17 protein-coding genes are annotated in these 24,204 nt (G+C 41.2%); 13 read left to right on the forward strand and 4 right to left on the reverse strand.

Translation table 11 applies throughout. The annotated features are described in order from the left end of the window. The first annotated feature begins 420 nt into the window (after positions 1-420). The 4 genes from metA to aceK all read left to right on the forward strand — a co-directional run bounded on the left by metA (position 421) and on the right by aceK (position 6,562). Positions 421-1,350, forward strand: a complete 930-nt coding sequence (gene metA / locus PR761_RS14150; protein WP_006816093.1) for a homoserine O-acetyltransferase MetA — start codon at positions 421-423, stop codon at positions 1,348-1,350. 364 nt (positions 1,351-1,714) lie between these two features. Further along, entirely contained in the window at positions 1,715-3,313 is a 1,599-nt protein-coding gene (gene aceB / locus PR761_RS14155; RefSeq protein ID WP_154610882.1) for a malate synthase A, read from the forward strand. Between the two features lie 73 nt (positions 3,314-3,386). Further along, positions 3,387-4,694, forward strand: a complete 1,308-nt coding sequence (aceA, locus tag PR761_RS14160; protein WP_006816091.1) for an isocitrate lyase — start codon at positions 3,387-3,389, stop codon at positions 4,692-4,694. 125 nt (positions 4,695-4,819) lie between these two features. Then, the gene (gene aceK / locus PR761_RS14165) at positions 4,820-6,562 is read left to right on the forward strand and encodes a bifunctional isocitrate dehydrogenase kinase/phosphatase (protein ID WP_154610881.1); all 1,743 of its coding nucleotides are present in this window, start codon (positions 4,820-4,822) and stop codon (positions 6,560-6,562) included. Positions 6,563-6,607: 45 nt separating this feature from the next. Here the strand turns inward: aceK and PR761_RS14170 are convergent, their stop codons facing one another. Together PR761_RS14170 and edd are read right to left on the reverse strand one after the other, a co-directional pair. Next, entirely contained in the window at positions 6,608-7,249 is a 642-nt protein-coding gene (locus PR761_RS14170) for a bifunctional 4-hydroxy-2-oxoglutarate aldolase/2-dehydro-3-deoxy-phosphogluconate aldolase (RefSeq protein ID WP_126436286.1), read from the reverse strand. A 25-nt stretch (positions 7,250-7,274) separates the two neighbouring features. Continuing rightward, a complete protein-coding gene (gene edd, locus PR761_RS14175; protein WP_112836041.1) occupies positions 7,275-9,125 on the reverse strand; it encodes a phosphogluconate dehydratase in 1,851 nt (616 codons plus the stop codon). 316 nt (positions 9,126-9,441) lie between these two features. Between edd and PR761_RS14180 the strand changes: the two genes are divergently transcribed. The 3 genes from PR761_RS14180 (at position 9,442) to PR761_RS14190 (ending at position 12,112) form a co-directional block, all read left to right on the forward strand. Further along, positions 9,442-10,236: an N-acetylmuramoyl-L-alanine amidase-like domain-containing protein gene (locus PR761_RS14180; protein ID WP_112836043.1), complete on the forward strand. Its 795-nt coding sequence runs from the start codon at positions 9,442-9,444 to the stop codon at positions 10,234-10,236. 399 nt (positions 10,237-10,635) lie between these two features. Beyond that, entirely contained in the window at positions 10,636-10,899 is a 264-nt protein-coding gene (locus tag PR761_RS14185) for a helix-turn-helix domain-containing protein (RefSeq protein WP_006816086.1), read from the forward strand. A gap of 325 nt (positions 10,900-11,224) precedes the next feature. Beyond that, positions 11,225-12,112, forward strand: a complete 888-nt coding sequence (locus tag PR761_RS14190; RefSeq protein ID WP_006816085.1) for an N-acetylmuramoyl-L-alanine amidase — start codon at positions 11,225-11,227, stop codon at positions 12,110-12,112. Positions 12,113-12,151: 39 nt separating this feature from the next. Here the strand turns inward: PR761_RS14190 and iclR are convergent, their stop codons facing one another. Beyond that, on the reverse strand, positions 12,152-12,982 hold the full coding sequence (gene iclR / locus PR761_RS14195) for a glyoxylate bypass operon transcriptional repressor IclR (RefSeq protein ID WP_006816074.1): 831 nt from the start codon (positions 12,980-12,982) through the stop codon (positions 12,152-12,154). A gap of 256 nt (positions 12,983-13,238) precedes the next feature. On the opposite strand from iclR, the gene metH reads away from it, so the two are divergent. The 4 genes from metH (at position 13,239) to PR761_RS14215 (ending at position 19,902) form a co-directional block, all read left to right on the forward strand. Further along, entirely contained in the window at positions 13,239-16,922 is a 3,684-nt protein-coding gene (gene metH / locus PR761_RS14200) for a methionine synthase (protein ID WP_112836047.1), read from the forward strand. 51 nt (positions 16,923-16,973) lie between these two features. After that, positions 16,974-17,564: a hypothetical protein gene (locus PR761_RS14205; protein ID WP_006816072.1), complete on the forward strand. Its 591-nt coding sequence runs from the start codon at positions 16,974-16,976 to the stop codon at positions 17,562-17,564. 194 nt (positions 17,565-17,758) lie between these two features. Beyond that, on the forward strand, positions 17,759-19,321 hold the full coding sequence (locus PR761_RS14210) for an SEL1-like repeat protein (protein ID WP_006816071.1): 1,563 nt from the start codon (positions 17,759-17,761) through the stop codon (positions 19,319-19,321). 347 nt (positions 19,322-19,668) lie between these two features. Continuing rightward, the gene (locus PR761_RS14215) at positions 19,669-19,902 is read left to right on the forward strand and encodes a hypothetical protein (RefSeq protein WP_006816070.1); all 234 of its coding nucleotides are present in this window, start codon (positions 19,669-19,671) and stop codon (positions 19,900-19,902) included. An 88-nt stretch (positions 19,903-19,990) separates the two neighbouring features. Here the strand turns inward: PR761_RS14215 and lysC are convergent, their stop codons facing one another. Then, a complete protein-coding gene (lysC, locus tag PR761_RS14220; RefSeq protein WP_006816069.1) occupies positions 19,991-21,358 on the reverse strand; it encodes a lysine-sensitive aspartokinase 3 in 1,368 nt (455 codons plus the stop codon). Between the two features lie 388 nt (positions 21,359-21,746). Here lysC and pgi point away from each other — a divergent pair, with 388 nt between their 5' ends. Continuing rightward, positions 21,747-23,393 (forward strand): glucose-6-phosphate isomerase, encoded by a 1,647-nt coding sequence (pgi, locus tag PR761_RS14225; protein ID WP_006816068.1) that lies wholly within the window; start codon positions 21,747-21,749, stop codon positions 23,391-23,393. 290 nt (positions 23,394-23,683) lie between these two features. Further along, on the forward strand, positions 23,684-24,187 hold the full coding sequence (gene ubiC / locus PR761_RS14230; protein ID WP_006816067.1) for a chorismate lyase: 504 nt from the start codon (positions 23,684-23,686) through the stop codon (positions 24,185-24,187). Positions 24,188-24,204 lie beyond the last annotated feature (17 nt).

The following is a 24,204-nucleotide window of genomic DNA, read 5'->3' on the forward strand; positions in this document are numbered from 1 at the left end:
GGGTGCTTGGTGACAGTTGAAGAGGTTCAATCGTTTTCCAATTTTAAGTTAGTGAAAGTACTGAAACTTATCCGTCATTGAGCCCCTAGGTGATTTTTTCTTTCGATTTCCTTTCTTTCTTACTTTCTTCTGTTCTTCCTTTTCTTTCTTGTACTTTTCCTGGCGTATATCTTCTTGTGCTGAGTCAGTTCTGATTAATGACGAAAAAATATAAGCGATTTGGAATATTAATGTGTAATAAAAATAAGAGAGATCAGTGAGTTATTACTTTGCTAGACTTTGAATTGTAAAACGACCATATGAATAGCTTGAATTTATTTCAACTAGCTTTGAAATGCTCGACAAACTTAGCAACATTGGTTAGATTATTTAGCATTCTAGAAGTCTAAACGTATAAAAGTATATTTAAGGGGATAAGGGATGCCTATTCGTTTACCAGATGAGCTACCGGCAGTTAATTTTTTGCGCGAAGAGAATGTTTTTGTCATGACAACGACAAGGGCAAGCCTTCAGGAGATCCGTCCCTTGAAAGTACTGATATTGAATCTGATGCCAAAAAAAATAGAAACTGAAAATCAGTTTTTACGTTTACTGTCTAATACACCACTACAGGTCGATATCCAACTTCTACGTATCGACCAGCGCGAATCTAAAAATACCCCAGCAGAGCATCTCAATAACTTTTATTGTGACTTTGAGGATATACAGAATCAAAATTTTGATGGATTGATTGTTACTGGCGCGCCACTAGGTTTAGTTGATTTCAGCGATGTATGCTACTGGGATCAGATCGAGCGAGTGATTGCATGGGCTAAAGAACATGTAACGTCGACCTTATTTGTCTGTTGGGCAGTGCAAGCTGCGTTAAAAGTACTCTATGATCTACCTAAATTTACACGCAAAGAAAAACTTTCAGGGGTTTATTCCCATGAAACGGTAAAACCTTTTGCGTTGTTAACTCGCGGCTTTGATGCCTCATTTTACGCTCCCCATTCCCGATACGCGGATTTCCCTGAAGATTATATTCGTCAAAATACAGATTTAGATATTTTAGCGAGCTCTTCAGAAGCTGGAGCGTATTTATTTGCCTCTAAAGATAAGCGGTTAGCATTCGTGACTGGGCATCCAGAGTATGATGCTGAAACACTATCTCAAGAATATTGGCGTGATGTAGAGGCCGGACTTACTCCCGAATTACCCTGCAATTATTTTAAAAATGATGATCCTAATAATGATCCAGAAGTTCGTTGGCGTAGTCATGGGCATCTACTATTTTCTAATTGGCTCAATTATTATGTGTACCAGATCACACCGTTTGATCTTACTCATATGGCACCGACGCTCGAGTAAAAAACGTATTTACTGCCAAGTAAAGATGAAATTTTAAAATTAAAGACTAATTAATAGCACATTTTTAGCCTATAAATCACAATATCCTCCCTATTTAAAGATAAAAAAGTAGCCGATAAACGGCTTCTTTTTTATTTATCTTTTCTGGAATGAAAAAATTCTTCAGCCTACAACTCTATGATTTAACTAATATTTAACAAATACATTTTATAAATAGAAATAAAAAACAAAAATGATTTTATTGAAAAAATCATAAATATCAATTCGATATATTGATTTTAAATTAAAATGGAAACCGTTTTTGATTTATTTTTGTTTTGGGCTTACTCTTAATTCATAGCCAGCCATGAATGAGGGTAAGACAATGGAACAGCAGTTATCTATATCAGATTTAACATTTACAAAAGATATTACTCAGCAAGATGAACAGGTTTTACATGCTGATTCTATTGCTTTTCTTTCTTTTTTAGTTGAAGAGTTTTTACCTCGTCGAGAACAATTACTGAAAGACAGAATTGAGAGACAAAAATCAATAGATGCAGGAATGTTACCGAATTTCATTATGGAATCGAATTCCATTAAAAATTCAGAATGGAAGATTCAAAATATTCCTGATGACCTCATGGACCGTCGAATTGAAATTACAGGCCCTGTAGAACGTAAAATGGTCATTAATGCTTTGAATGCAAATGTAAAAGTGTTTATGGCTGATTTTGAGGATTCACTATCACCTTCATGGGAGAAGTTGATCGAAGGGCAGATTAATTTAAGCGATGCGATCAAAGGTGAGATTTCCTACACCAATGAAAACGGAAAAGTTTATCAACTGAAATCAAATTCTGCGGTACTTATTGCTCGTGTTCGTGGCCTTCATTTGGATGAAAAGCATGTACTCGTGGATGGAAAACCTATTTCTGGGGGGCTGTTTGATTTTGCACTGTATTTTTTCAATAACTACCAAGCGCTACTCGCAAAAGGTAGTGGCCCTTACTTCTACATTCCGAAATTAGAATCTTGGCAAGAAGCACAATGGTGGAGTGACGTATTTAGTGCTGCTGAGGATTTTGTTGGGCTGCCAAGAGGCACGATCAAAGCAACTGTATTAATTGAAACGTTACCTGCGGTTTTCCAAATGGACGAAATTCTTTACCACATGCGACACCATATTGTAGGGCTGAACTGCGGTCGTTGGGATTATATTTTCAGCTATATCAAAACATTGAAAGAGCATGCTGACCGAGTACTTCCTGATAGACAAGTCGTCACCATGACGCAGGAGTTTTTAAGTGCCTATTCTCGTTTACTGATTAAAACCTGTCATCACCGTGGAGCATTTGCGATGGGGGGAATGTCGGCCTTCATCCCAAGTAAAGATGAGTTAGAGAACCAAGCTATTTTAGCCAAAGTTAAAGCAGATAAAGAGTTGGAGGCGAGAAATGGCCACGATGGTTCGTGGATTGCTCATCCTGGTTTGGCTGATACGGTGATGGATGTCTTTAACATGGCTCTTGGCGATCGTAAAAATCAGTTAAATGTACGCCGTGAGAATGATGACGAAATTACCGCTGAACAATTATTGAAGCCTTGTGCTGGGGAACGAACGGAAGCAGGAATGCGTGCCAATATTCGTGTCGCAGTGCAATACATTGAAGCGTGGATCTCAGGGAATGGCTGCGTCCCTATTTATGGGTTAATGGAGGATGCCGCAACCGCAGAGATCTCTCGTACCTCGATCTGGCAGTGGATCCGTCACGGTAAATCGCTATCAAATGGAATGAAAGTCACCAAAATCCTATTTGAAGAGATGCTAGATGAAGAGCTGCAAGTTATTCAAAAAGAACTCGGTGACCAGCGTTTTCAGAGTGGGCGTTTCCGTGAAGCCGCCGAATTAATGCGCCGAATCACTACTCAAGATGAGTTGATAGAGTTCCTGACCATTCCTGGTTATCAGTTATTAGATTAGTCATATTTTGTTTATTAAAACAATAAATACAACATTCGATGAATCCTACACATTATTAGAAAGGAAGTGAATCATGACCACATCACGTTTAGAACAAATTGCTCAGTTAGAAAACGAATGGAAAAAACCTCGTTGGAAAGGGATCACCCGCCCTTATACGGCAGAAGACGTGATTAAGTTACGTGGCTCTGTTAATCCAGAACACACATTAGCGCGCAAAGGGGCTGAGCGTTTTTGGGCTCAACTCAATGGTGGTTCGAAAAAAGGGTATGTAAATGCACTGGGTGCATTAACGGGTGGGCAAGCATTGCAGCAAGCTAAAGCCGGTATTGAAGCTATTTACTTGTCCGGTTGGCAGGTGGCTGCGGATGCGAATACGGCTTCTAGCATGTACCCAGACCAATCGTTGTACCCTGTAGATTCCGTTCCTGCGGTAGTTGAACGCATAAATAATACATTTCGACGTGCAGACCAAATCCAGTGGGCGAATGGAATTGGACCTGATAATAAAGAATATATCGATTTCTTCTTACCGATTGTGGCTGATGCTGAAGCTGGTTTTGGTGGTGTTTTGAATGCCTTTGAATTGATGAAACATATGATTGAAGCGGGTGCGGCAGCTGTTCACTTTGAAGACCAGCTGGCAGCCGTGAAAAAATGTGGTCATATGGGCGGTAAAGTACTCGTTCCAACCCAAGAAGCGGTTCAAAAATTATCTGCGGCGCGTTTAGCTGCCGATGTTTCCGGGATTCCGACCATTTTGATTGCAAGGACAGATGCCGATGCTGCGGATTTATTAACATCGGATTGTGACCCTTATGATGCTCAATTTATTACAGGGGAACGTACTGCTGAAGGTTTTTTCCGAACGAAAGCCGGTATAGAGCAAGCGATTAGCCGTGGCTTAGCTTATGCGCCGTATGCAGATTTAGTTTGGTGTGAAACTTCGAAACCCGACCTTGAAGCCGCACGTCAATTTGCAGATGCCATCCATGCAAAATACCCGGGTAAATTGTTGGCGTATAACTGTTCACCATCATTTAACTGGAAGAAAAACTTAGATGACAGCACGATTGCACGTTTCCAAGATGAATTATCAGCAATGGGATATCGCTTCCAGTTCATTACGTTAGCGGGTATTCACAGCATGTGGTTCAACATGTTTGACCTTGCTCACTCCTACGCTCAGGGTGAAGGAATGAAACACTATGTTGAAAAAGTTCAAGAATGTGAATTTGCAGCAATTAACAAAGGCTATACCTTCTCTTCTCATCAACAAGAAGTCGGAACCGGTTACTTTGATAAGGTCACAACGGTTATTCAAGGAGGAAGTTCATCCGTTACCGCATTAACGGGTTCAACTGAAGAAGAGCAATTTTAAATAAGTGAAATCGCTTAATTTGGTGTGACCGCTACATTTTGTGTGTGCTCTGTGTCTATGTTGACTTTGGTGTATCTATCTATTTTTCAGGCACGTAAGTGCCTGTTTTTTATTGGAGAGAGAAAATGACCCTAGAAACCGAACAGATTATCGCCCAAACTATTTTGCAGGGATTCGATGCCCAGTATGGACGGTTTTTAGAGATTACGTCAGGAGCGCAGGAACGTTTTGAACGTGGGGATTGGCATGCAGTGCAAAATGCCATGAAACAAAGAATCAAATTGTATGACCATCATGTAGGCTTGGTGGTGGCACAGTTGCAATGTATGGGACTGGTTCAATCTTTAAGCCCCTATAGTTTGGCGAGAATTAAACGGGTTTATACCACACTGTTACCCGATTATCCTCGATTTGAAATTGCAGAAAGTTTTTTTAATTCAGTCTATTGCCGCTTGTTTCAGCATCGAGAATTAACCCAGGATAACCTGTTTATTTTTACCTCTCAGCCTGCAAGGCGTTTTAATACATTACCTCGCCCATTAGCGCGTGAATATGCGCTAGAGGCAAATATAGAGGATGTATTGTTGGGAATTCTAAGTGGGCTACCCTTAAGATTACCGTGGAAAAATTTATCGTTTGATATCCAATGTATCGTTACCATCCTGACAGAAAAATTTCCAGACATCACTGAACAACCTGCACGATTACATGTTGCTAATGAACTTTTTTATCGAAATAAAGCGGCGTGGTTGGTAGGTAAATTGTATGTTAATCAACAAGTTTATCCATTTTTATTGCCAATTCATCATGATGAACAAGGTCATATGTATGTGGATACCTGTCTAACGGCATTGGATGAAGCCAGCATTGTGTTTGGTTTTGCTCGATCATATTTTATGGTTTATGCGCCATTCCCTGCGGGATTAGTTTTTTGGTTGCGGGAAATCTTACCAAGTAAATCTATTGCTGAATTGTATATGGCAATTGGCTGTCAAAAGCATGGGAAAACAGAGTACTACAGAGAATATTTGGCTTATTTGAATTTTTCACGGGAGCAGTTCTCACTGGCTCCGGGTGTAAAAGGGATGGTCATGCTGGTATTTACCGCCCCATCTTTTGATCGTGTTTTTAAGATTATCAAAGATCAATTTGCGCCACAAAAAGAGGTCACTCAGGAGCGGGTTCGCGAATGTTACCGATTGGTCAAGGAGCATGATCGCGTTGGGCGAATGGCCGATACCCAAGAATTCGAAAACTTTGTCATTGAAAAACGTTTTGTGAGCGATGAATTAATGAATGAATTGCTCACGGAAGCTGCATCCCAAGTGGAAGATTTGGGGGATAAAATTCTAATTCGCCATCTTTATATGGAACGTAAAATGATCCCACTAAATCTTTTCATTGATGGAGCAACGGACGAGCAGTTATACCATGCGATTGAAGAATATGGTTGTGCGATTAAACAGCTAGCCGCCGCAAATATCTTTCCGGGAGATATGCTATTTAAAAACTTTGGGGTGACCCGCCACGGGCGAGTTGTATTCTATGATTACGATGAAATTTGTTACATGACTGAGGTGAATTTTCGCCATATTCCTGAGCCTCTTTATCCTGAACAAGAACTATCGGGAGAGCCGTGGTATAGCGTGAGAGAGCAGGATGTTTTTCCGGAAGAATTTGCTCAATTTCTTTGCCAAGATACTAAAATTCGCCACTATTTACAGCAATATCATAGTGAATTATTTTGCGCAGATTATTGGCAGAAATTACAAAATCGGATTATTAGTGGGCATGTTGAAGATGTGTATGCATATCGTGAGGAGCTACGTTTTTGTCGACGATTTAGTGAAGTCGCTTCTGTCGCTTAGGAAAATCAAGTAGGTCACCTCAGTATTAGGTGACCTACCATTCAATTATGCGCTCGCGCCTTGCACCGCTTCTTGCGCTAACTGAGTAATTCTTTCATAGTCGCCAGCAGCCAGTGCATCTTCCGGTACTAACCAAGAGCCCCCGATACATAACACGCTATCGAGCGCGAGATAATCGCGGTAATTAGCAAGAGAAATTCCACCCGTTGGGCAGAAGCGAACTTGAGAGAATGGACCTGAAATCGCCTTTAACGCTTTGACTCCACCATTGGCTTCCGCTGGGAAGAATTTAAATTCTTTCAGTCCATAATTCATACCAGCCATCAGCTCTGATACGGTTGAAATACCTGGAATTAATGGAATAGTGGCTTTGGTTGCAGCTGCAAGTAGTTCTTCGGTTAGCCCCGGGCTGATAGCAAATTGAGCACCCGCTTTAGTCACTGCATCTAATTGTTGAGCATTGATCACGGTTCCTGCGCCAACAATCGCTTCTGGGACTTCTTCAGCAATTAAGCGGATCGCGTCAATCGCACATTCTGTGCGTAATGTGACTTCTAAAACTTTAACGCCGCCTTTAAGTAAAGCTTTCGCCAATGGAACGGCTTGTTCGAGTTTATTGATCACAATGACAGGAACAACAGGACCTTGTTTTAGAACATCTTCAGCGGTCATTTTCCAATTATTCATATTTAATCCTATTAAGCTTAGAGTGCTAAAAATTGAGACTACAAGCGCCTTCTTCAGCGCCTGATAAATGTGTTCTTAATGCACCAAATAATTCTCTACCGCAGCCGACACGCTCAGCGCTAAGGTCTGGTTGGTATGGTTGGCGAGCCGCCAGTTCATGCTCATCCACTAAGAGTGAAATCTCGCCAGTCAAAGCATCAACACGGATGAGATCCCCATCTTGGACTTTAGCAAGTAACCCGCCATTATAAGCTTCTGGAGTGACATGAATTGCAGAGGGAACTTTACCGGAAGCCCCGGAAAGTCGTCCGTCAGTCACCAGCGCCACTTTGTAGCCTTTATCCAATAATACGCCAAGGGGTGGCATCAATTTATGCAATTCAGGCATTCCGTTAGCAGAAGGGCCTTGGAAACGCACGACGATCACGCAGTCGCGATCTAATTCTCCGGCTTCGAAACGAGGTGCAATATCGTTCTGGTTATTGAATACGATAGCTGGCGCTTCAATCACTTGATTTTCGACTGGCACCGCAGATGTTTTCATCATTGCACGGCCTAAATTTCCGGACAGTAATTTCGTACCGCCATGGGCAGAAAATGGCTGATTGATATCAGCTATGACATCAAGATTGTAAGACGCTTCAGCACCTTCGCGCCATGCGAGTTGCCCATTATCTAGCCATGGCTCCATAGTATAGCGAGATAATCCAAATCCAACGACGGTATTGACATCATCATGTAATAAACCTTTCGAGAGTAATTGGCGGATCAATAATTGCACGCCGCCAGAGGCTTGGAATTGGTTAATATCCGCCTGCCCATTTGGATAAATCCGGCAAATGAGTGGAACAATCGCAGAAAGGTCAGAGAAATCATCCCAATTGATGATAATCCCCGCAGCTCGTGCAATGGCCACAAGGTGCATAGTTAAGTTAGTCGAGCCGCCGGTTGCTAGTAACGCAACAATCCCATTGACGATCACTTTCTCATCGACCAGCTGACCAATTGGCAAGTAGTTGCCAGATTGCTCAGTCAATCGTGTTATTTGACGAGCCGCAGCGATATTTAATGCATCGCGCAGTGGAGAGTCTGGTGGTACAAAAGAGGCGCCGGGTAGATGTAGCCCCATCACTTCCATCACCATCTGATTTGAGTTGGCGGTACCATAAAAAGTACAGGTTCCAATACCATGGTAAGAGGCAGCTTCGGCTTCAAGCAGTGCGCTACGATCCACTTTTCCTTCTGCGTACAGCTGGCGGATGCGAACTTTCTCTTTGTTTGGTAAGCCTGTACTCATTGGACCCGCAGGAACAAAAATGGCGGGAAGATGCCCAAAGGAGAGTGCGCCAATCATTAATCCGGGAACGATTTTGTCGCAGATCCCTAAATACAGTGCGCCATCGAACATATTATGGGATAACCCAATGGCGGTAGACATAGCAATCACATCACGGCTGAGCAATGAGAGTTCCATCCCATCCTGCCCTTGGGTCACCCCATCACACATCGCTGGAACCCCAGAAGCAACCTGACCGATAGCGCCATTTTCTAATAAGGCTTGCTTAAGTTTTTCTGGATAGCTGTCATAGGGACGATGTGCGGAAAGCATATCGTTGTAGGAGGTGATGATCGCGATATCTGAGCGAGTCATGCTTTTGAGAATTTGTTTTTCTTCACTTTGGCAGGCGGCAAAACCATGAGCCAGATTTCCACAGGCAAGTTCGGCACGATGAACGGTCGTTCTACGGGCATTCTCAATTCGCTCTAAATACGCTTTTCGTGTTGGTTGTGAGCGAGAAATTATGCGCTGGGTGATCTGCTGAATGACATCATTGACCTTACTTGAAGGCGTTACTTTTGGAATATTATTGCTCATGATAATGGCTCCACAATGCAGGCAGTATTGTTTCTATACGCTTGTATTAAGTGTTTTTTATTGATTCTTACCAATTCTCGTTATGGCATAGACCACTTTTTGTTACTTCGTATGTTACCGGTAACATTGTTCAATGAAAATACATGGGTTGCAATGATCAAATTGAATATTTCCACTTATCTGTGATCTGTGTCAAAAACAAACAGCTTGGGGGCTTTTGAGATTAGTCGCGAACATTTATCCATTGAGGTGGATAAATAATGGCTATAATGAGCTTATTCACTGAAATCATGATGGTATTTTGAGTAGGAAATGTATGAGCATACTGAAATCGATAAAGCGTATCGGGCTATTTTTTGTCTCATTCCTACTTTATTCAGGGTGTATTCAATCCAATGAGTTGAATGAAGTGGTGCTCACCGCGGGCTCTTATAAACTATTAGAAAATGTCATTTCAGCTGGGCAGAACCAGAGTACAGAGCAGAAGGTTATTAATGCGACTACAATCTTGTTAGGAACGCCTTATAACAATCGTACATTGAATATGAATCCATTATTACCGGAGAGATTAGTTATTGATTTAAAAGCGATGGACTGTATGACATTCATTGAATATAGCGAAGCTTTTAAGCATGCAGATAACCTTGAGCAGTTCTCCCAGCATTTAGAGAAAGTACGTTATATCGATGCTAAGGTCGCTTTCGATAGTCGCCGCCATTTTTTTACTGATTGGTCCCAGGAGCATGATCGCCTAGTAGATGATATTACTAGTCAGCTTAGCCCTCATACAATATCTATAAATAAGCAATTGAATTTAAAAGAAAATGGAGGTAAGTATATTTCAAGTTTAGACAGTAAATCACGGGTTATTCATTATATTCCGGTAAGATTTATTGACCATCGAGTATTATCGCAGTTAAAAACTGGGGATTATATTGGTATTTATTCACCGTCTTCCGGACTCGATGTTACCCATGTAGGGATTGTGATCCGTGAAAATAATAAAATCCTGTTTCGGCATGCGTCTTCACAGCACAAAAACTTTCAAGTTATTGATACTGAGCTTTCGCAATATTTGAAAGGAAAAGAGGGGATTTTAGTCTTTAGATAATCATGCTCGACCATAGAAGATTGAAGTTTAGAGCTATAAATCTTGTAAAATTGCAGGTTAGATCACTGATATAAATTAATTTATAAAAATTAAACTTCATTTTAAAGCGGTTTTTAGTTACGAATCATTTCTGGAACTAATGAAATTGTAAAATTTTATTAAAAATACAAAGTTAAAACTAAGATGTTAAATATGAATTTTAGTGTTTATGGAATGAGAAAAATATTAAAAAGCAATGAATTACAAATTAGACAAGCTAAAAAGACATTTTAATTATTTACTATCCACCTTATTCCCTATCAATTAATATACTTTCAATTGTTTATAACTATTTCAAAATGGATGAATTATTTTTATAATAATTAAAAGAGTTAATTTTTACTTATATAAGGGGTAAATATGTACGTAGTGGGAAAACAAAATATCTATGCAGTATTAGGTAACCATTTACGCAAAGCACGAGTAAGTAAAGGGTTGTCTGGACAAGAGCTAGCCGGAATTATTCAATTAAGTCAGCAGCAAATATCTCGTTATGAACTCGGTATTAATAAACTTAGTTTAGATAAATTAATCGAAATAGCGATATTTTTGGATATTGATATTAACGAGATCACAAAAATGATAATAAAACAATTTGAATGGGAAAGAGAAATTGCTGCATAAGCGGCATAATAATCAAATAGTCTTAATGTTAAAATATACTACGATAGCATTAATGTGATTTTTTATAGTGAAAATTAATTATATTATTAATCGTAATAATATAATGAGTTTATTGGTTGAAATAATAAAGTAAATAAAAACACTATTAGGTTAAAATATTTCACTAAAATGTTTTTATTTTCTCTATTTCTGATAATTCTATTTCATTATTTATTATAAATTTTGTTTATATTTAATACCTCTATTGAGAGACGTTTTGATAGTGTTATCGATAGCGGTGTGATTAAATGAGCGACAATTCAAGATGGAATAAGGGTCATTTCAAATGTATAGGGCGATATGGATATCTATTATATTCCTACTCGTTGGCTGTTCAACAACACCGTCAAAAACGGGTTACTTCCTAGACCAAAGCCACCCATCACGGAATACCAGTGAGCGCATTCAGTATATTGTTTTGCACTACACGGTTTCTGATGATGCCCATTCGATTAAGATTTTGACCAAAGGAAAGGTGAGTTCCCACTATCTTATCCCGAGCCAGCCTGAACAAAAAAATGGACAGCCTGTTATTTTACAACTCGTTCCTGAGCGTTTGAAAGCTTGGCATGCGGGAGATAGCCGTTGGCAATATCATCATAGTCTGAATGATAATTCGATAGGCATTGAAATCGTTAATGAAGGCTTAGTGAGAAAAAATGGTCAGGATATTTGGCAACCTTTCAATGATTCCCAGATTGATGCTCTGATTCCATTACTCAGTGATATTATGCAGCGCTATGGTATCCCGCCTGAAAATGTGATTGGACACAGTGATATTGCGCCATTACGTAAGCAAGATCCTGGGCGGGCATTTCCATGGCAAGCATTAGCATTGCATGGCATTGGTGCATGGCCAGATCCACAAACGGTGACAAAGCATTTAGCTGGACGTCAGGTTAACGCGCCTGCGAATGTCTTGCGTCTGCAAAAAGCTTTGAAATTTTATGGGTACGCAGGGATACCGCAAACGGGTAAGCTAGATGCGGAAACTAAAAGAACGCTGCGGGCATTTCAATTGCATTTTCGCCCAAGAGATATTGATGGGTTAGCCGATGCAGAAACTGAAGCAATTGCTTTGGCGCTGATTGAAAAATATCGCGATATGCCGAAATTTATGCACGTTTTGAAGTCGAATAAACCGGATAATTCATCTAATCAGCAAGGTGATTAGGATGTCGAGTGCGGGGGATCCCGCACTGTTTAGTCAGTCTTAGCGGTTTGCGCCATACTCATGGCTGATCTCTTTAGCGGCTTTGATCACCATCGCGCCTAATTCCGTAATACGATCGTCAGTGATCCGCGATAGCGGTCCTGAAATCGAAATCGCAGCAAATGCTTCTTTATGCTCATCATAAATACACGCACCGATGCATCTCAATCCTAGTGCATGCTCTTCATCATCATAAGAAAATCCCTGTTTTTTAGCTTGTTGTAGATTCTCTTTGAGCGCAGATGGATTAGTCAGTGTGTGTGGCGTATAGCTATGGAGACCTTTTTTACTAAGTAATGGAATTAATTGATCTTCAGGAAGATTGGCAATAAAGGCTTTTCCGGCTCCAGAAGCATGCAATGGTAATTTCCCACCAATCGGCGCAGACATTCGCATTAATGCATTACACTGTACTTGATCAACAATAACCGCATCGTATTCGGTGTAGTCTAAAATCGCTAAATTAACCGTTTCCCCTGATTCATCCATTAATCGGCGTAATATCGGGTGCACTAAGGCTAATAAATTACGACTCTCAAGGAAGCTACTGCCGATGATAAATGCATGGGAAGCGATGACCCACAAACCGAGATCCCCTGTTTGGCGCACAAAACCATGCTGTTCAAGCGTCATTAACAAACGGTGGGTTGTGGAGTTAGGAAGCCCGGCTTGTAATGCGAGGTCAGTTAAGGCGATCCCCCCAGTAGATTCAGAAATATATTCCAAAAGTGTCAGCCCGCGACTTAAAGATTGGACTTGCCCGGCTGCCGTGGCACCGCTAGCGGGACCTTTTGCCTTCTTTATTTTTTTAGTAATTGGTGAAGCCGCCATTAGTGTCTCCTGACAGGAATGAATATTCGTTTCTATTATGAATGATTTCACTGCAAAATACTCATCGGATCAGTGAAAAGTTAGATCTGCAACAACCTGAAAAAGTCTCATCATAAGCAAACATTTTATGGCAATAAGTTATGGTAGGATGTGATTTATACAAATTTAACTTATTTCTAATTCAATTAATCATCAGGTCGTTGACACTCTAGAGCTTATTGAGTCGAAGGATTTTAACTTTCAGGAGGACAGTGCAGTGTCCAGCAAGAAAAATCAATTAGAACAACAATTAAAAAACCGAATTTTAGTCCTAGACGGCGCAATGGGCACCATGATCCAACGCCATAAACTCACAGAAGAACAATTTCGTGGGGAACGTTTTGCCGATTGGCCCAGTGATGTAAAAGGCAACAACGACCTACTCGTCCTTACCCAGCCTGATATTATTCGCGATATTCATCATCAATATTTTGCGGCGGGTGCTGACATTATCGAAACCAACACATTCAACTCCACGACGATAGCGATGGCGGATTACAAAATGGAATCCCTTTCTGCTGAAATCAACGAAGTGGCAGCACGAATTGCCCGAGAATGTGCGGATGAATGGAGCCGTAAAACCCCTGAAAAGCCACGTTATGTTGCGGGTGTTTTAGGTCCAACAAACCGTACTGCATCGATCTCTCCAGATGTTAATGATCCCGCATTTCGAAATGTGACATTTGATCGGCTGGTGGAAGCTTATCGCGAATCTACTCGCGCATTGATCAAGGGCGGTGCCGACTTGATCATGATCGAAACCATTTTTGACACACTGAATGCCAAAGCGGCGATCTTTGCGGTAGAAACGGAATTTGAAGCGTTAGGGACTCATTTGCCTGTGATGATCTCAGGGACGATCACTGATGCCTCCGGCAGGACATTATCGGGGCAAACCACGGAAGCATTTTATAATTCATTGCGTCACTCTCAGCCGCTATCTTTTGGCTTGAACTGTGCTTTAGGTCCCGATGAATTACGCCAATATATTGCCGAGCTATCGAGAATATCGGATTGCTATGTGAGTGCTCATCCTAACGCAGGGCTACCAAATGCCTTCGGGGAATATGATCTTGATGCACAAAACATGGCACAGCAAATTCGTGAATGGGCGGAAGCGGGTTTCTTAAATATTGTTGGCGGCTGCTGTGGGACAACGCCTCTTCATATTCAAAAAATGGCGGAAGCCGTTGAGGGTATCAAACCTCGTCCATTGCCTGAATTACCCGTGGAATGTCGTCTTTCCGGTTTAGAACCACTGAATATTGGTGCTCAGTCTTTGTTTGTTAACGTAGGCGAACGCACAAACGTCACTGGCTCAGCTAAATTTAAGCGCTTAATTAAAGAAGAAAACTACCAAGAAGCGTTAGATATTGCGCGCCAGCAAGTGGAAAGTGGGGCGCAAATTATCGACATCAACATGGATGAGGGGATGTTAGATTCCCATGCCGCCATGGTGCGTTTCCTTAATTTGATCGCCGGTGAACCCGATATTGCCCGTGTGCCGATTATGATCGACTCCTCGAAATGGAGCGTGATTGAAGATGGACTGAAATGTATTCAAGGTAAGGGGATCGTAAACTCAATCTCTATGAAAGAGGGTGTGGATACCTTTATTGAGCATGCCAAATTAGTCCGTAAATACGGTGCCGCAATGGTAGTCATGGCATTTGATGAGGTTGGTCAGGCAGATACCCGAGAACGTAAAATCGAAATTTGCCGTCGGGCTTACCAAATCCTCACTGAAACGGTCGGTTTTCCGCCAGAAGATATTATTTTCGATCCAAATATTTTTGCTGTCGCAACCGGAATTGAAGAACATAATAATTATGCTGTTGATTTTATTGAGGTGTGTAAAGACATCAAACAGCAGCTTCCTCATGCGCTGATTTCTGGTGGTGTCTCTAACGTATCTTTCTCATTTCGCGGAAACGATCCCGTGCGCGAAGCGATCCATGCGGTATTTTTATACTATGCGATCCGTAATGGGATGGACATGGGGATAGTGAATGCGGGACAGTTGGCGATTTATGATGATCTTCCCGCAGAGTTAAAAGATGCGGTAGAGGATGTGATCCTTAATCGTCGAGAGGATGGCACCGAACGCCTGTTAGATCTTGCGGAAAAATACCGTGGAACGGGCGGGCAAGAGCAGCAAGTCCAACAAGCGGAATGGCGCAGTTGGGAAGTAGAGAAACGCTTAGAATATTCTTTGGTTAAAGGGATCACCGAATTTATTATTCAGGATACTGAAGAAACCCGTCAACGTGCCGCGAGTCCAATTGAAGTCATTGAAGGCCCGTTAATGAATGGAATGAATGTGGTGGGCGATCTGTTTAGTGACGGGAAAATGTTTTTACCGCAAGTAGTGAAATCTGCGCGAGTCATGAAACAGGCGGTTGCTTACCTAGAGCCTTATATTCAAGAGCTAAAACAGTCGGGAAGTAGTGCTGGAAAAGTGTTGCTTGCCACGGTTAAAGGCGATGTTCACGATATCGGCAAAAATATTGTCGGTGTGGTCTTGCAGTGTAATAACTATGAAATCATTGATTTAGGCGTGATGGTGCCTTGCGAAACAATCTTAAAAACAGCCCGTGAAAGAAATGTGGATATCATTGGATTATCAGGATTAATTACTCCATCTCTTGATGAAATGGTGCATGTGGCGAAAGAGATGGAAAGGCAAGGATTTACGCTGCCACTATTAATTGGTGGCGCGACAACCTCAAAAGCGCATACCGCGGTAAAAATTGAGCAAAACTATTCTGGCCCGACGACATACGTACAAAACGCCTCGCGCACCGTCGGTGTTGTTGCCGCTTTACTGTCGGATACCCAAAAAGAGGAATTTGTGGCGCGTACCCGCCGTGAATATGAAACCGTGCGCCAGCAATATGCACGTAAAAAACCAAGAACGCCACCCGTTGAGTTAGAAGTCGCTCGAGCAAATGGTGTAAAAATCGATTGGGAAAACTATCAACCACCTACGCCGAAGTTTTTAGGTGTGCAGGAAGTCACGGCTTCTATTAAGACGTTGCGTGAGTATATCGATTGGACACCATTCTTTATGACGTGGTCGCTGGCAGGTAAGTACCCACGTATTTTACAAGATGAGGTAGTTGGTGAAGAGGCGCGCAGAGTCTTGGCTGATGCGAACGCCATGCTGGATGAACTCGATCGCCAGAAATTGCTTACGCCGAGAGGTATTTTTGGTATTTTCCCTGCGAACCGAGTGCAAGACGATATAGAGATCTATGCATCATCTGCCCGTGATTCAGTGAAAGCAGTTTCCTTGAATTTACGCCAACAAACCTTAAAAACTGATTTTCCAAACTATTGTTTATCGGATTTTGTTGCACCAAAAGAGAGCGGAAAAGCGGACTATATTGGCGCATTCGCGGTTACGGGAGGGTTAGAAGAAGATGCGTTGGCTGAACAATATGAAAATGCTCATGATGATTACAACAAAATCATGCTCAAAGCGCTGGCGGATCGTTTAGCTGAGGCCTTTGCGGAATATCTTCATCAGCAAGTGCGCATCCACTATTGGGGTTATGCGGCAGAAGAAAGCTTAAGTAATGAAGAGTTGATCCGTGAAAATTATCAAGGGATCCGTCCTGCCCCAGGTTATGCGGCTTGCCCAGAACATACTGAAAAGGAAAAAATCTGGCAACTACTGAACGTTGAAGAGAACATTGGTATGCAGCTCACCAGTTCTTACGCAATGTGGCCGGGGGCATCGGTATCAGGCTGGTATTTTAGCCATCCTGATAGTAAATATTTTGCAGTTGCTCAGGTACAAAAAGATCAAATCGAAGATTATGCGAAGCGTAAGGGAATGAGTGTCACGGAATTAGAACGTTGGTTAGCGCCTAACTTAGGATATGATCCAGAGGATTGATTTTTAAATCATTCGCCTCCATCTTATAGGTAGTATATTTATTGGGAGCAAATGATGAGCTATGAATTTATAATTGAAGGAAAACTGCCATCATCGGTAGTTTATCCTTACCAGATCCAAAATAACGCTGCGCCAGATACCTTTATGATGAGTGAAAACGCAGTGAGCGCCATGATGAGTATTTTACAAATCATGGATAAATTGGATACTGATGATTCATTGACGGAACATTGTTTTAATCGGATTTGGTTGAAAAGCGAACTTACCCCTGCTCGAGCAGAAGAAGTTTATCTTTTCTTAGAAAATCAGGAAAGCGTCGAGCCGGTGCCTTCGGAAGAAGAAATTGCTGCTTTTCATCAAGCTCAGCAGGATGAAGACAAGTTATTGTCCCAAGAAAGTCCTAAAGACGGAATGGTTCCTGTCCATAAATTTGCTACAAATGATGGTTGGTTAGTGACAGCAAAAGAGTGTGCATTAATTGCTGAAGTATTTTCTGCGGAGTTGGTGAGTGAAAACCATTTTGTGGTTTCTCAAATATCGACCCTGTGTAAAATGAGCCATCAAAAATTAGAATTATTATTAATTGAATGGGGTAAATTTAATTTATTTGCCAGCAAGCATGGCGGATATAGAGTTAATTAAATATCTCGTTCAGATAATTCAATTATTAATCTTTGGGTGATCAGTTCATTTTATGACCAATGATGATGATCACCCAAATTATTTTCTTAAAATAACCCTTCAATTGATTATTTTCTGCTTATAGTCCTTATGATTTTTGTATGGTAATGATATCTTATATAGCTCTGGTCAATGCCAAGCTGTGAGTAAATGTCATGAAATTGCCTTCTCTATTATTCGGTATCTGCGCTATTTATATTCCCTATGTTAATGCAGAATCTGTAGAGATAAATATGACGAATGAGAAACTCTCAGCGGCATCGTCATCAATACCTTCCTCATCAACGATCTTACCTGTTGTTTTAGCGCCACAAACGGATGCTGTAGTGGTTGAACCATTACCCAAAGTGACAGAGCAAATAGATCAAAGCCATCTTCCTGTTGATTTTCAAAATAGAATTAAAGAAGCGAATAATGGAAAAGTCGACGCGATGATCGATGTGGGTGTGGCTTATTTAGATGGTGCAGAGTTTCTAGAGGCCGATGAGAAAAAAGCGTATTACTGGTTCAAGAAAGCCTCTGATTTAAATAGTACAGATGGTGATTATTATATTGGTATGTTAGCTCAGCGTAAAAATGACTATGAACAAGCTTCAAATTGGTATCGTAAGTGCGCAGAAAAAGGGGATGCATACTGCCAATATGCCATGGGATACCTGTACGAACGCGGTCTTGGTGTACCAAAAGATTATAAGCAGGCGCGGGCGTGGTATTTTGAAGCCGCAGAACAAGATCAAGAATATGCTCAGTTTGCTATCGGTTTATTTTATCACGATGGCTTAGGGGGCGATGTTGACTATGCTAAAGCCTATACGTGGTATGAGCGTAGCGCTCAAAATGGAGTCGCTTCCGCGGTCAATAACCTTGCTGTGATGTATGAAAATGGCGAGGGTATGGAAAAAGACGATGAGTCTGCCATTTATTTGTATCGCGAAGCAGCGAATATGGGGTCGTCAATAGCTCAAAAAAACATGGGAGACTTTTACCAAAAAGGTCATCCATTAATAGAAAAAAATAGCTATCAAGCGGTCTACTGGTATAAGCGAGCGGCGAATCAAGGAGAGCTAGGGGCTCAATATGCATTAGGGCAAGCCTATGAAAAAGGTGATGGCGTCGGGCAAGATTTGGCTGAAGCTTTCGCATGGTATCAGTTGGCAGCAGATAATGAATCGGCAGAAGCGGCAATGAGAGTTGCTGAGTTTTATGAAAAAGGCTTAGGCGGTGTCAAGCAAGACATGGCTAAAGCTATCCAATGGTATATGGAGTTGGCAGAATCAGACATTACTGCCGCTCAATTAAAAATGGCAGATTTATACCTTTCTGGTCAGTTAAAAAATGTGGATATTCAGCAGATTGTTAAATGGCTACAAATGACTGAAAAGGACAACATGGAGGCAAAAAATCAGTTAGCGATTTTTTACCTCACAGGAAATGGGGTTGCTCAAGATAGTCAAAAAGCGCGTGAACTTCTTGAAACCGCCGCATTTAAAGAAAATAGTGATGCACAGAATAACCTTGGGGTGATGTATGCCAGAGGGGAAGGTGGCACTAAAAATATTTTCCGGGCGATTATGTGGTTTGAGCGAGCGGATGCGTTGGGAAATATCACGGCCAAAAATAATCTCAAATTATTGCAAGAAGAGAGCGCCACTAAAGGAAGTATGTTGCAGTACACAGAAAGTGTGAAAAATTCCGTATCTACTCAATTGGTTCATTAATCAATAACATAATCATCCTAAGCCAGCAGTAATATTAAAATTGCTGGCTTCCAATCCATAAATTCATTATTTGATTTCTTATTAACCGCCTATAAATATCATTTTGATGCCATTTGTAAATATCTTTCTTTGATATTTTCTGAGGCGTTTTTTAGAATAAATCCGTAATAACCTTTGATGAAATAAGACTATCCATAAATTATGGCTTAAGGATATACGTTAAATTTATTTTCATAATGAAGTATAGTTTTATAAACTAGAAAGTCGTTGAACATTTATTGTAATTGTCTCCATTAGATTAATGTCATTAAAGTAGTCGTTACTGAGTATGAAAAATGAGGTGTTACATGAGCACTTATTGTTTTTTTACTAAATCCGATGAAGTTGTGGCTTTAGATGTTAGAAATACCGAGAGGGTCTCAGCGCTTCTCCAAGCGGGTTATCAACGTCAGTTTGAAGAGCTAGAAGCTAATTCGGAAGAGCTTGCGGTAAAGCGCTTTGCAAGTATTCGTAGCGGAGAAGAGCAGAGTGTCAGCGAGTCAGTGTTTCATGGGCTAATTACGTCGTTTTTAAGCCGATAGGTAGTTTATCTTCAGGAATAGCATCCCTTGCGGTTACATGTTTAACGGGCAATGACGCCATTGCCCGTATCCATCCTAAATCATCGTCTTATTCAAATAAATTACTGTGTAAAGTACGCACAATCTCTTCTGCATCGTCACCGGGGACTAATAAACAGATATTGTGGCTGCTGGCTCCATAACTGATCATGCGAATATTAAATGACTCTAAGACGCCAAAGATTTGTTTGCCTAACCCATTAACTTGAGATAGCTGGTTACCAATAATCGCGACTAGAGCGAGATTTTCTTCAACCTCCACACGGCACAGAGCAGACAATTCCGTCATTAATGCATTGGTCAGTAAGCTGCCATTGGTGCCCGTCGACCCTGTAGTATCTAAGGTTAGCGCCACACTGACTTCTGATGTCGTAATCAAATCTACTGAAATATTGTGGCGCAATAAGATAGTGAAAATCTCGGCTAAGAAACCACGGGCATGGAGCATTTTCAGACTATGCAATGTCAGTAATGTTTGTTTGCGGCGCAGTGCCAACGCTCTAAATTGTGGTGGGTTGACGGTTTGGTCACAGACGATAGTTCCACCGGCTTCAGGTGCTTTGCTCGATCCCACAAAAACTGGAATGCCCGCACGTACGGCTGGCAACAAGGTGGCTGGATGCAGAATTTTCGCGCCAAAGGTTGCCATTTCAGCGGCCTCATCAAAGGCGATTTCATCAATACGCTGTGCATTTGGCACGACACGAGGGTCGGTGGAGTAAATCCCTGGAACATCAGTCCAGATATCCACTCGGGATAGATTTAAAACTTCAGCCAATAGTGCAGCGGTGTAGTCACTGCCCCCACGACCTAATGTTGTGGTGCGTCCTTTGGCATCGCGACCAATAAATCCTTGCGTGATGACAACGGAATCAGGCAAACGAGGCAGTAAGTGTTGCTGGGCTAGCGCTTTAAGCTGTTCGAGATCAGGTTCCGCGCGACCAAACTGTTCATTTGTTCTCATGACTTTACGCACATCAAACCATTGCGAATGGCTATTACGCTGGCGCAGAACTTCGACAAATAGTAGCGTCGACATAATTTCGCCGTGGCTGACCATCTCATCCGTTAATGCATCGGATGTGGCTAAGGATGCGGAATCAGCTAAGTGGGCAATATTTTCCAGTAATCTATCGATCTCTTCGCGGATCACATTTGCGGTTTGCAGATGATCTATAATGTCATATTGGATCTGTTTAACTTTTTGCAGTAGCTCGTTGCGTTTGTCGGTATCGCAACCTTCCGCAAGCTCGATCAATAAGTTAGTCACTCCCGCACTGGCTGAGAGTACGACAACGCGAACATGGTTATTTGCCAGTACGATATCCGCACTTTTGTTCATAGCCTCAAAGTTGGCGACACTAGTTCCACCAAATTTCGCGATAACAAACTGATGACTGTCAGCTACTGTATTCATGATCCCAATCCCTTTAATTAAACCGCCTGCCTTAAATAATTTATGATCCCAATATAATTCATGTGGAACTTGCGGAATAAGTCGCTCATCAACAGCTTGAAATATGTTGGACTTATAGATTTATCCAGTTTGGCACTTATCGTCAATGATGAATCGAGGTAAATCAGTAATTCTAATGATGAGTAATAGATTATCGGTTTTTTCAATGTCGATCTTATTCATCTGACTAAATTATTGCAGAATGAATAATTTTGAGGACAGTTGCGGCGAGGTTTGGGAGAATAGGCCTAACAGCAGTAGATAATGAGAACGCAGAAAACCGATAAGCTTCGTTTTCTCGACGAGTTACAATCTATTTTAATTTGAAATCGTTTTGGGAGTGTTATCCATGAAAAGTATCAATCCAAGCCAAACGGCAGCATGGCGGGCGCTAGAACAGCATTTTGCACAAATGAAAGATGTGCATATGCGAGATTTGTTTGCACAAGATACACAGCGCTTTACGAAATTTTCAGCCACATTTGATGACCAAATCTTAGTGGATTTCTCCAAAAACCGCATTACACAAGAAACATTGGACAAACTTTTGGCATTAGCCAAAGAGACAGAACTTGAAGATGCAATCAAAAGTCTGTTCAGTGGTGAAAAAATTAACCGTACTGAAGATCGTGCCGTATTGCATACCGCACTGCGTAACCGTGATAACACACCGATATTTGTCGATGGCAAAGATGTGATGCCGGAAGTGAACGCAGTACTGGAAAAAATGAAGCAATTCAGTACCCGCATCATTAGTGGTGAATGGAAAGGCTATACCGGTAAAGCCATTACAGATGTGGTGAATATTGGGATTGGTGGTTCAGATTTAGGCCCTTTCATGGTGACTGAGGCATTACGCCCTTATAAAAACCATTTAAATATGCATTTTGTTTCTAACGTTGATGGCACACAAATCGCAGAAACGTTGAAAACGCTGAATCCAGAAACAACGCTATTTTTGATCGCTTCAAAAACATTTACTACACAAGAAACCATGACCAATGCGCATTCTGCTCGTGATTGGTTAATGACGTTTGCCAAAGATGAGAAACACATCGCCAAGCACTTTGTTGCGTTATCCACTAACAGTGAGCAAGTGGCGAAATTTGGTATCGATACCAACAATATGTTCGAGTTCTGGGACTGGGTAGGCGGTCGTTATTCTCTGTGGTCTGCAATTGGTTTATCGATTATTTTATCTATTGGTTATGATAATTTCGTTCAGTTACTGAGCGGTGCACATGCGATGGATAAACATTTCAGCCAAACGCCACTGGAAACAAATATCCCAGTATTATTAGCACTGATTGGCATTTGGTATAACAATTTTTTCGGTTCAGAAACTGAAGCGATTCTGCCATACGATCAATATATGCACCGTTTTGCTGCCTATTTCCAACAAGGTAATATGGAATCTAACGGCAAGTACATCGACCGTAATGGCAAGGCGGTGACTTATCAAACCGGACCAATTATCTGGGGCGAACCGGGAACCAATGGACAACATGCATTTTACCAGTTGATCCACCAAGGTACTAAAATGATCCCATGTGATTTTATTGCGCCAGCCGTGACCCATAACCCATTGGGAGATCATCACGACAAACTACTGTCTAATTTCTTTGCTCAGACGGAAGCATTAGCTTTTGGTAAAACCCGTGAAGTTGTGGATGCTGAATTTGCCGCTCAAGGTAAAAGTGCTGAAGAGATGGAATATGTTGCACCTTATAAAGTTTTTGAAGGTAATCGCCCAACCAACTCCATCTTACTGAAAGAGATTTCACCATACTCTTTAGGGGCATTGATTGCGATGTATGAGCATAAAATCTTTACCCAAGGGGCAATCTTAAATATTTTCACTTTTGACCAGTGGGGTGTGGAATTAGGTAAGCAATTAGCGAGCCGAATTTTACCTGAATTGGAAAATAGAGATTCAGTAAATAGTCATGATAGCTCGACGAATGGGCTGATCAATTGCTATAAAAACTGGCGTTAATGTTGGTTTTTTAATCCATTAACAGCCTGTGTTAAGCAGGCTGTTAGGATCCTAATAAAAAAGAGAAAATTCGCTAACTCATTATAAATAAAATAATTTTTACAAATTTTTTACAAATTGTGTTGAATTCACGAATTTTTATATAAATTGTTATCTATCTTTAACCTTGCTCTATGACAACGTGATATTCTATCGCCCAAGAATTAAGATGAACGCGACTGGAAACCTTTTCAACTCAATTGAATTGCAAGCAGTAGGTAACCATAAGTTCTATGGTGGAATCAGATTGAATGCATGAAACAATTTTTACCCATCATCCCATTGATTGGCTAAACGAGGATGATGAGTCAGTTCCTAACAGTGTACTAGATTGGCTGCAAGAGCGTGGTTCAATGACTAAACGGTTCGAGCAGCATTGCCAAAAAGTCACGGTAATTCCCTATTTAGAGCGCTATATCACTCCAGAGATGCTGAGCGCTGATGAAGCCGAGCGTTTACCCGAAAGTCAACGTTACTGGTTGCGAGAAGTCATTATGTATGGGGATAATATTCCGTGGTTGATAGGCAGAACATTGATCCCTGAAGAGACCCTCACCAACGATGATAAAAAGCTGGTGGACATTGGTCGTGTGCCATTAGGGCGTTACCTTTTTAGTCATGATAGTCTTACCCGAGATTATATTGATATTGGCACCAGTGCGGATCGTTGGGTGCGACGTTCTCTGCTGAGATTATCTCAAAAGCCCTTATTATTAACTGAAATATTTTTACCTGAATCACCTGCATATAGATAACTATCTAACATAATCAA

Origin of the sequence: Providencia sp. PROV210 (genome assembly GCF_028479445.1) — a bacterium.
In the GTDB taxonomy this organism is placed as follows: Bacteria; Pseudomonadota; Gammaproteobacteria; order Enterobacterales; family Enterobacteriaceae; genus Providencia; species Providencia rustigianii.

Coding starts and splice junctions, on each gene's coding strand:
- PR761_RS14215 (WP_006816070.1), top strand. CDS start 19,669: ATGAGCACTTATTGTTTTTTTACTAAATCCGATGAAGTTGTGGCTTTA.
- aceK (WP_154610881.1), top strand. CDS start 4,820: ATGACCCTAGAAACCGAACAGATTATCGCCCAAACTATTTTGCAGGGA.
- PR761_RS14190 (WP_006816085.1), top strand. CDS start 11,225: ATGTATAGGGCGATATGGATATCTATTATATTCCTACTCGTTGGCTGT.
- PR761_RS14205 (WP_006816072.1), top strand. CDS start 16,974: ATGATGAGCTATGAATTTATAATTGAAGGAAAACTGCCATCATCGGTA.
- PR761_RS14210 (WP_006816071.1), top strand. CDS start 17,759: ATGAAATTGCCTTCTCTATTATTCGGTATCTGCGCTATTTATATTCCC.
- PR761_RS14170 (WP_126436286.1), bottom strand. CDS start 7,249: ATGAATAATTGGAAAATGACCGCTGAAGATGTTCTAAAACAAGGTCCT.
- lysC (WP_006816069.1), bottom strand. CDS start 21,358: ATGAATACAGTAGCTGACAGTCATCAGTTTGTTATCGCGAAATTTGGT.
- aceB (WP_154610882.1), top strand. CDS start 1,715: ATGGAACAGCAGTTATCTATATCAGATTTAACATTTACAAAAGATATT.
- edd (WP_112836041.1), bottom strand. CDS start 9,125: ATGAGCAATAATATTCCAAAAGTAACGCCTTCAAGTAAGGTCAATGAT.
- pgi (WP_006816068.1), top strand. CDS start 21,747: ATGAAAAGTATCAATCCAAGCCAAACGGCAGCATGGCGGGCGCTAGAA.
- iclR (WP_006816074.1), bottom strand. CDS start 12,982: ATGGCGGCTTCACCAATTACTAAAAAAATAAAGAAGGCAAAAGGTCCC.
- PR761_RS14185 (WP_006816086.1), top strand. CDS start 10,636: ATGTACGTAGTGGGAAAACAAAATATCTATGCAGTATTAGGTAACCAT.
- metA (WP_006816093.1), top strand. CDS start 421: ATGCCTATTCGTTTACCAGATGAGCTACCGGCAGTTAATTTTTTGCGC.
- PR761_RS14180 (WP_112836043.1), top strand. CDS start 9,442: ATGAGCATACTGAAATCGATAAAGCGTATCGGGCTATTTTTTGTCTCA.
- ubiC (WP_006816067.1), top strand. CDS start 23,684: ATGCATGAAACAATTTTTACCCATCATCCCATTGATTGGCTAAACGAG.
- aceA (WP_006816091.1), top strand. CDS start 3,387: ATGACCACATCACGTTTAGAACAAATTGCTCAGTTAGAAAACGAATGG.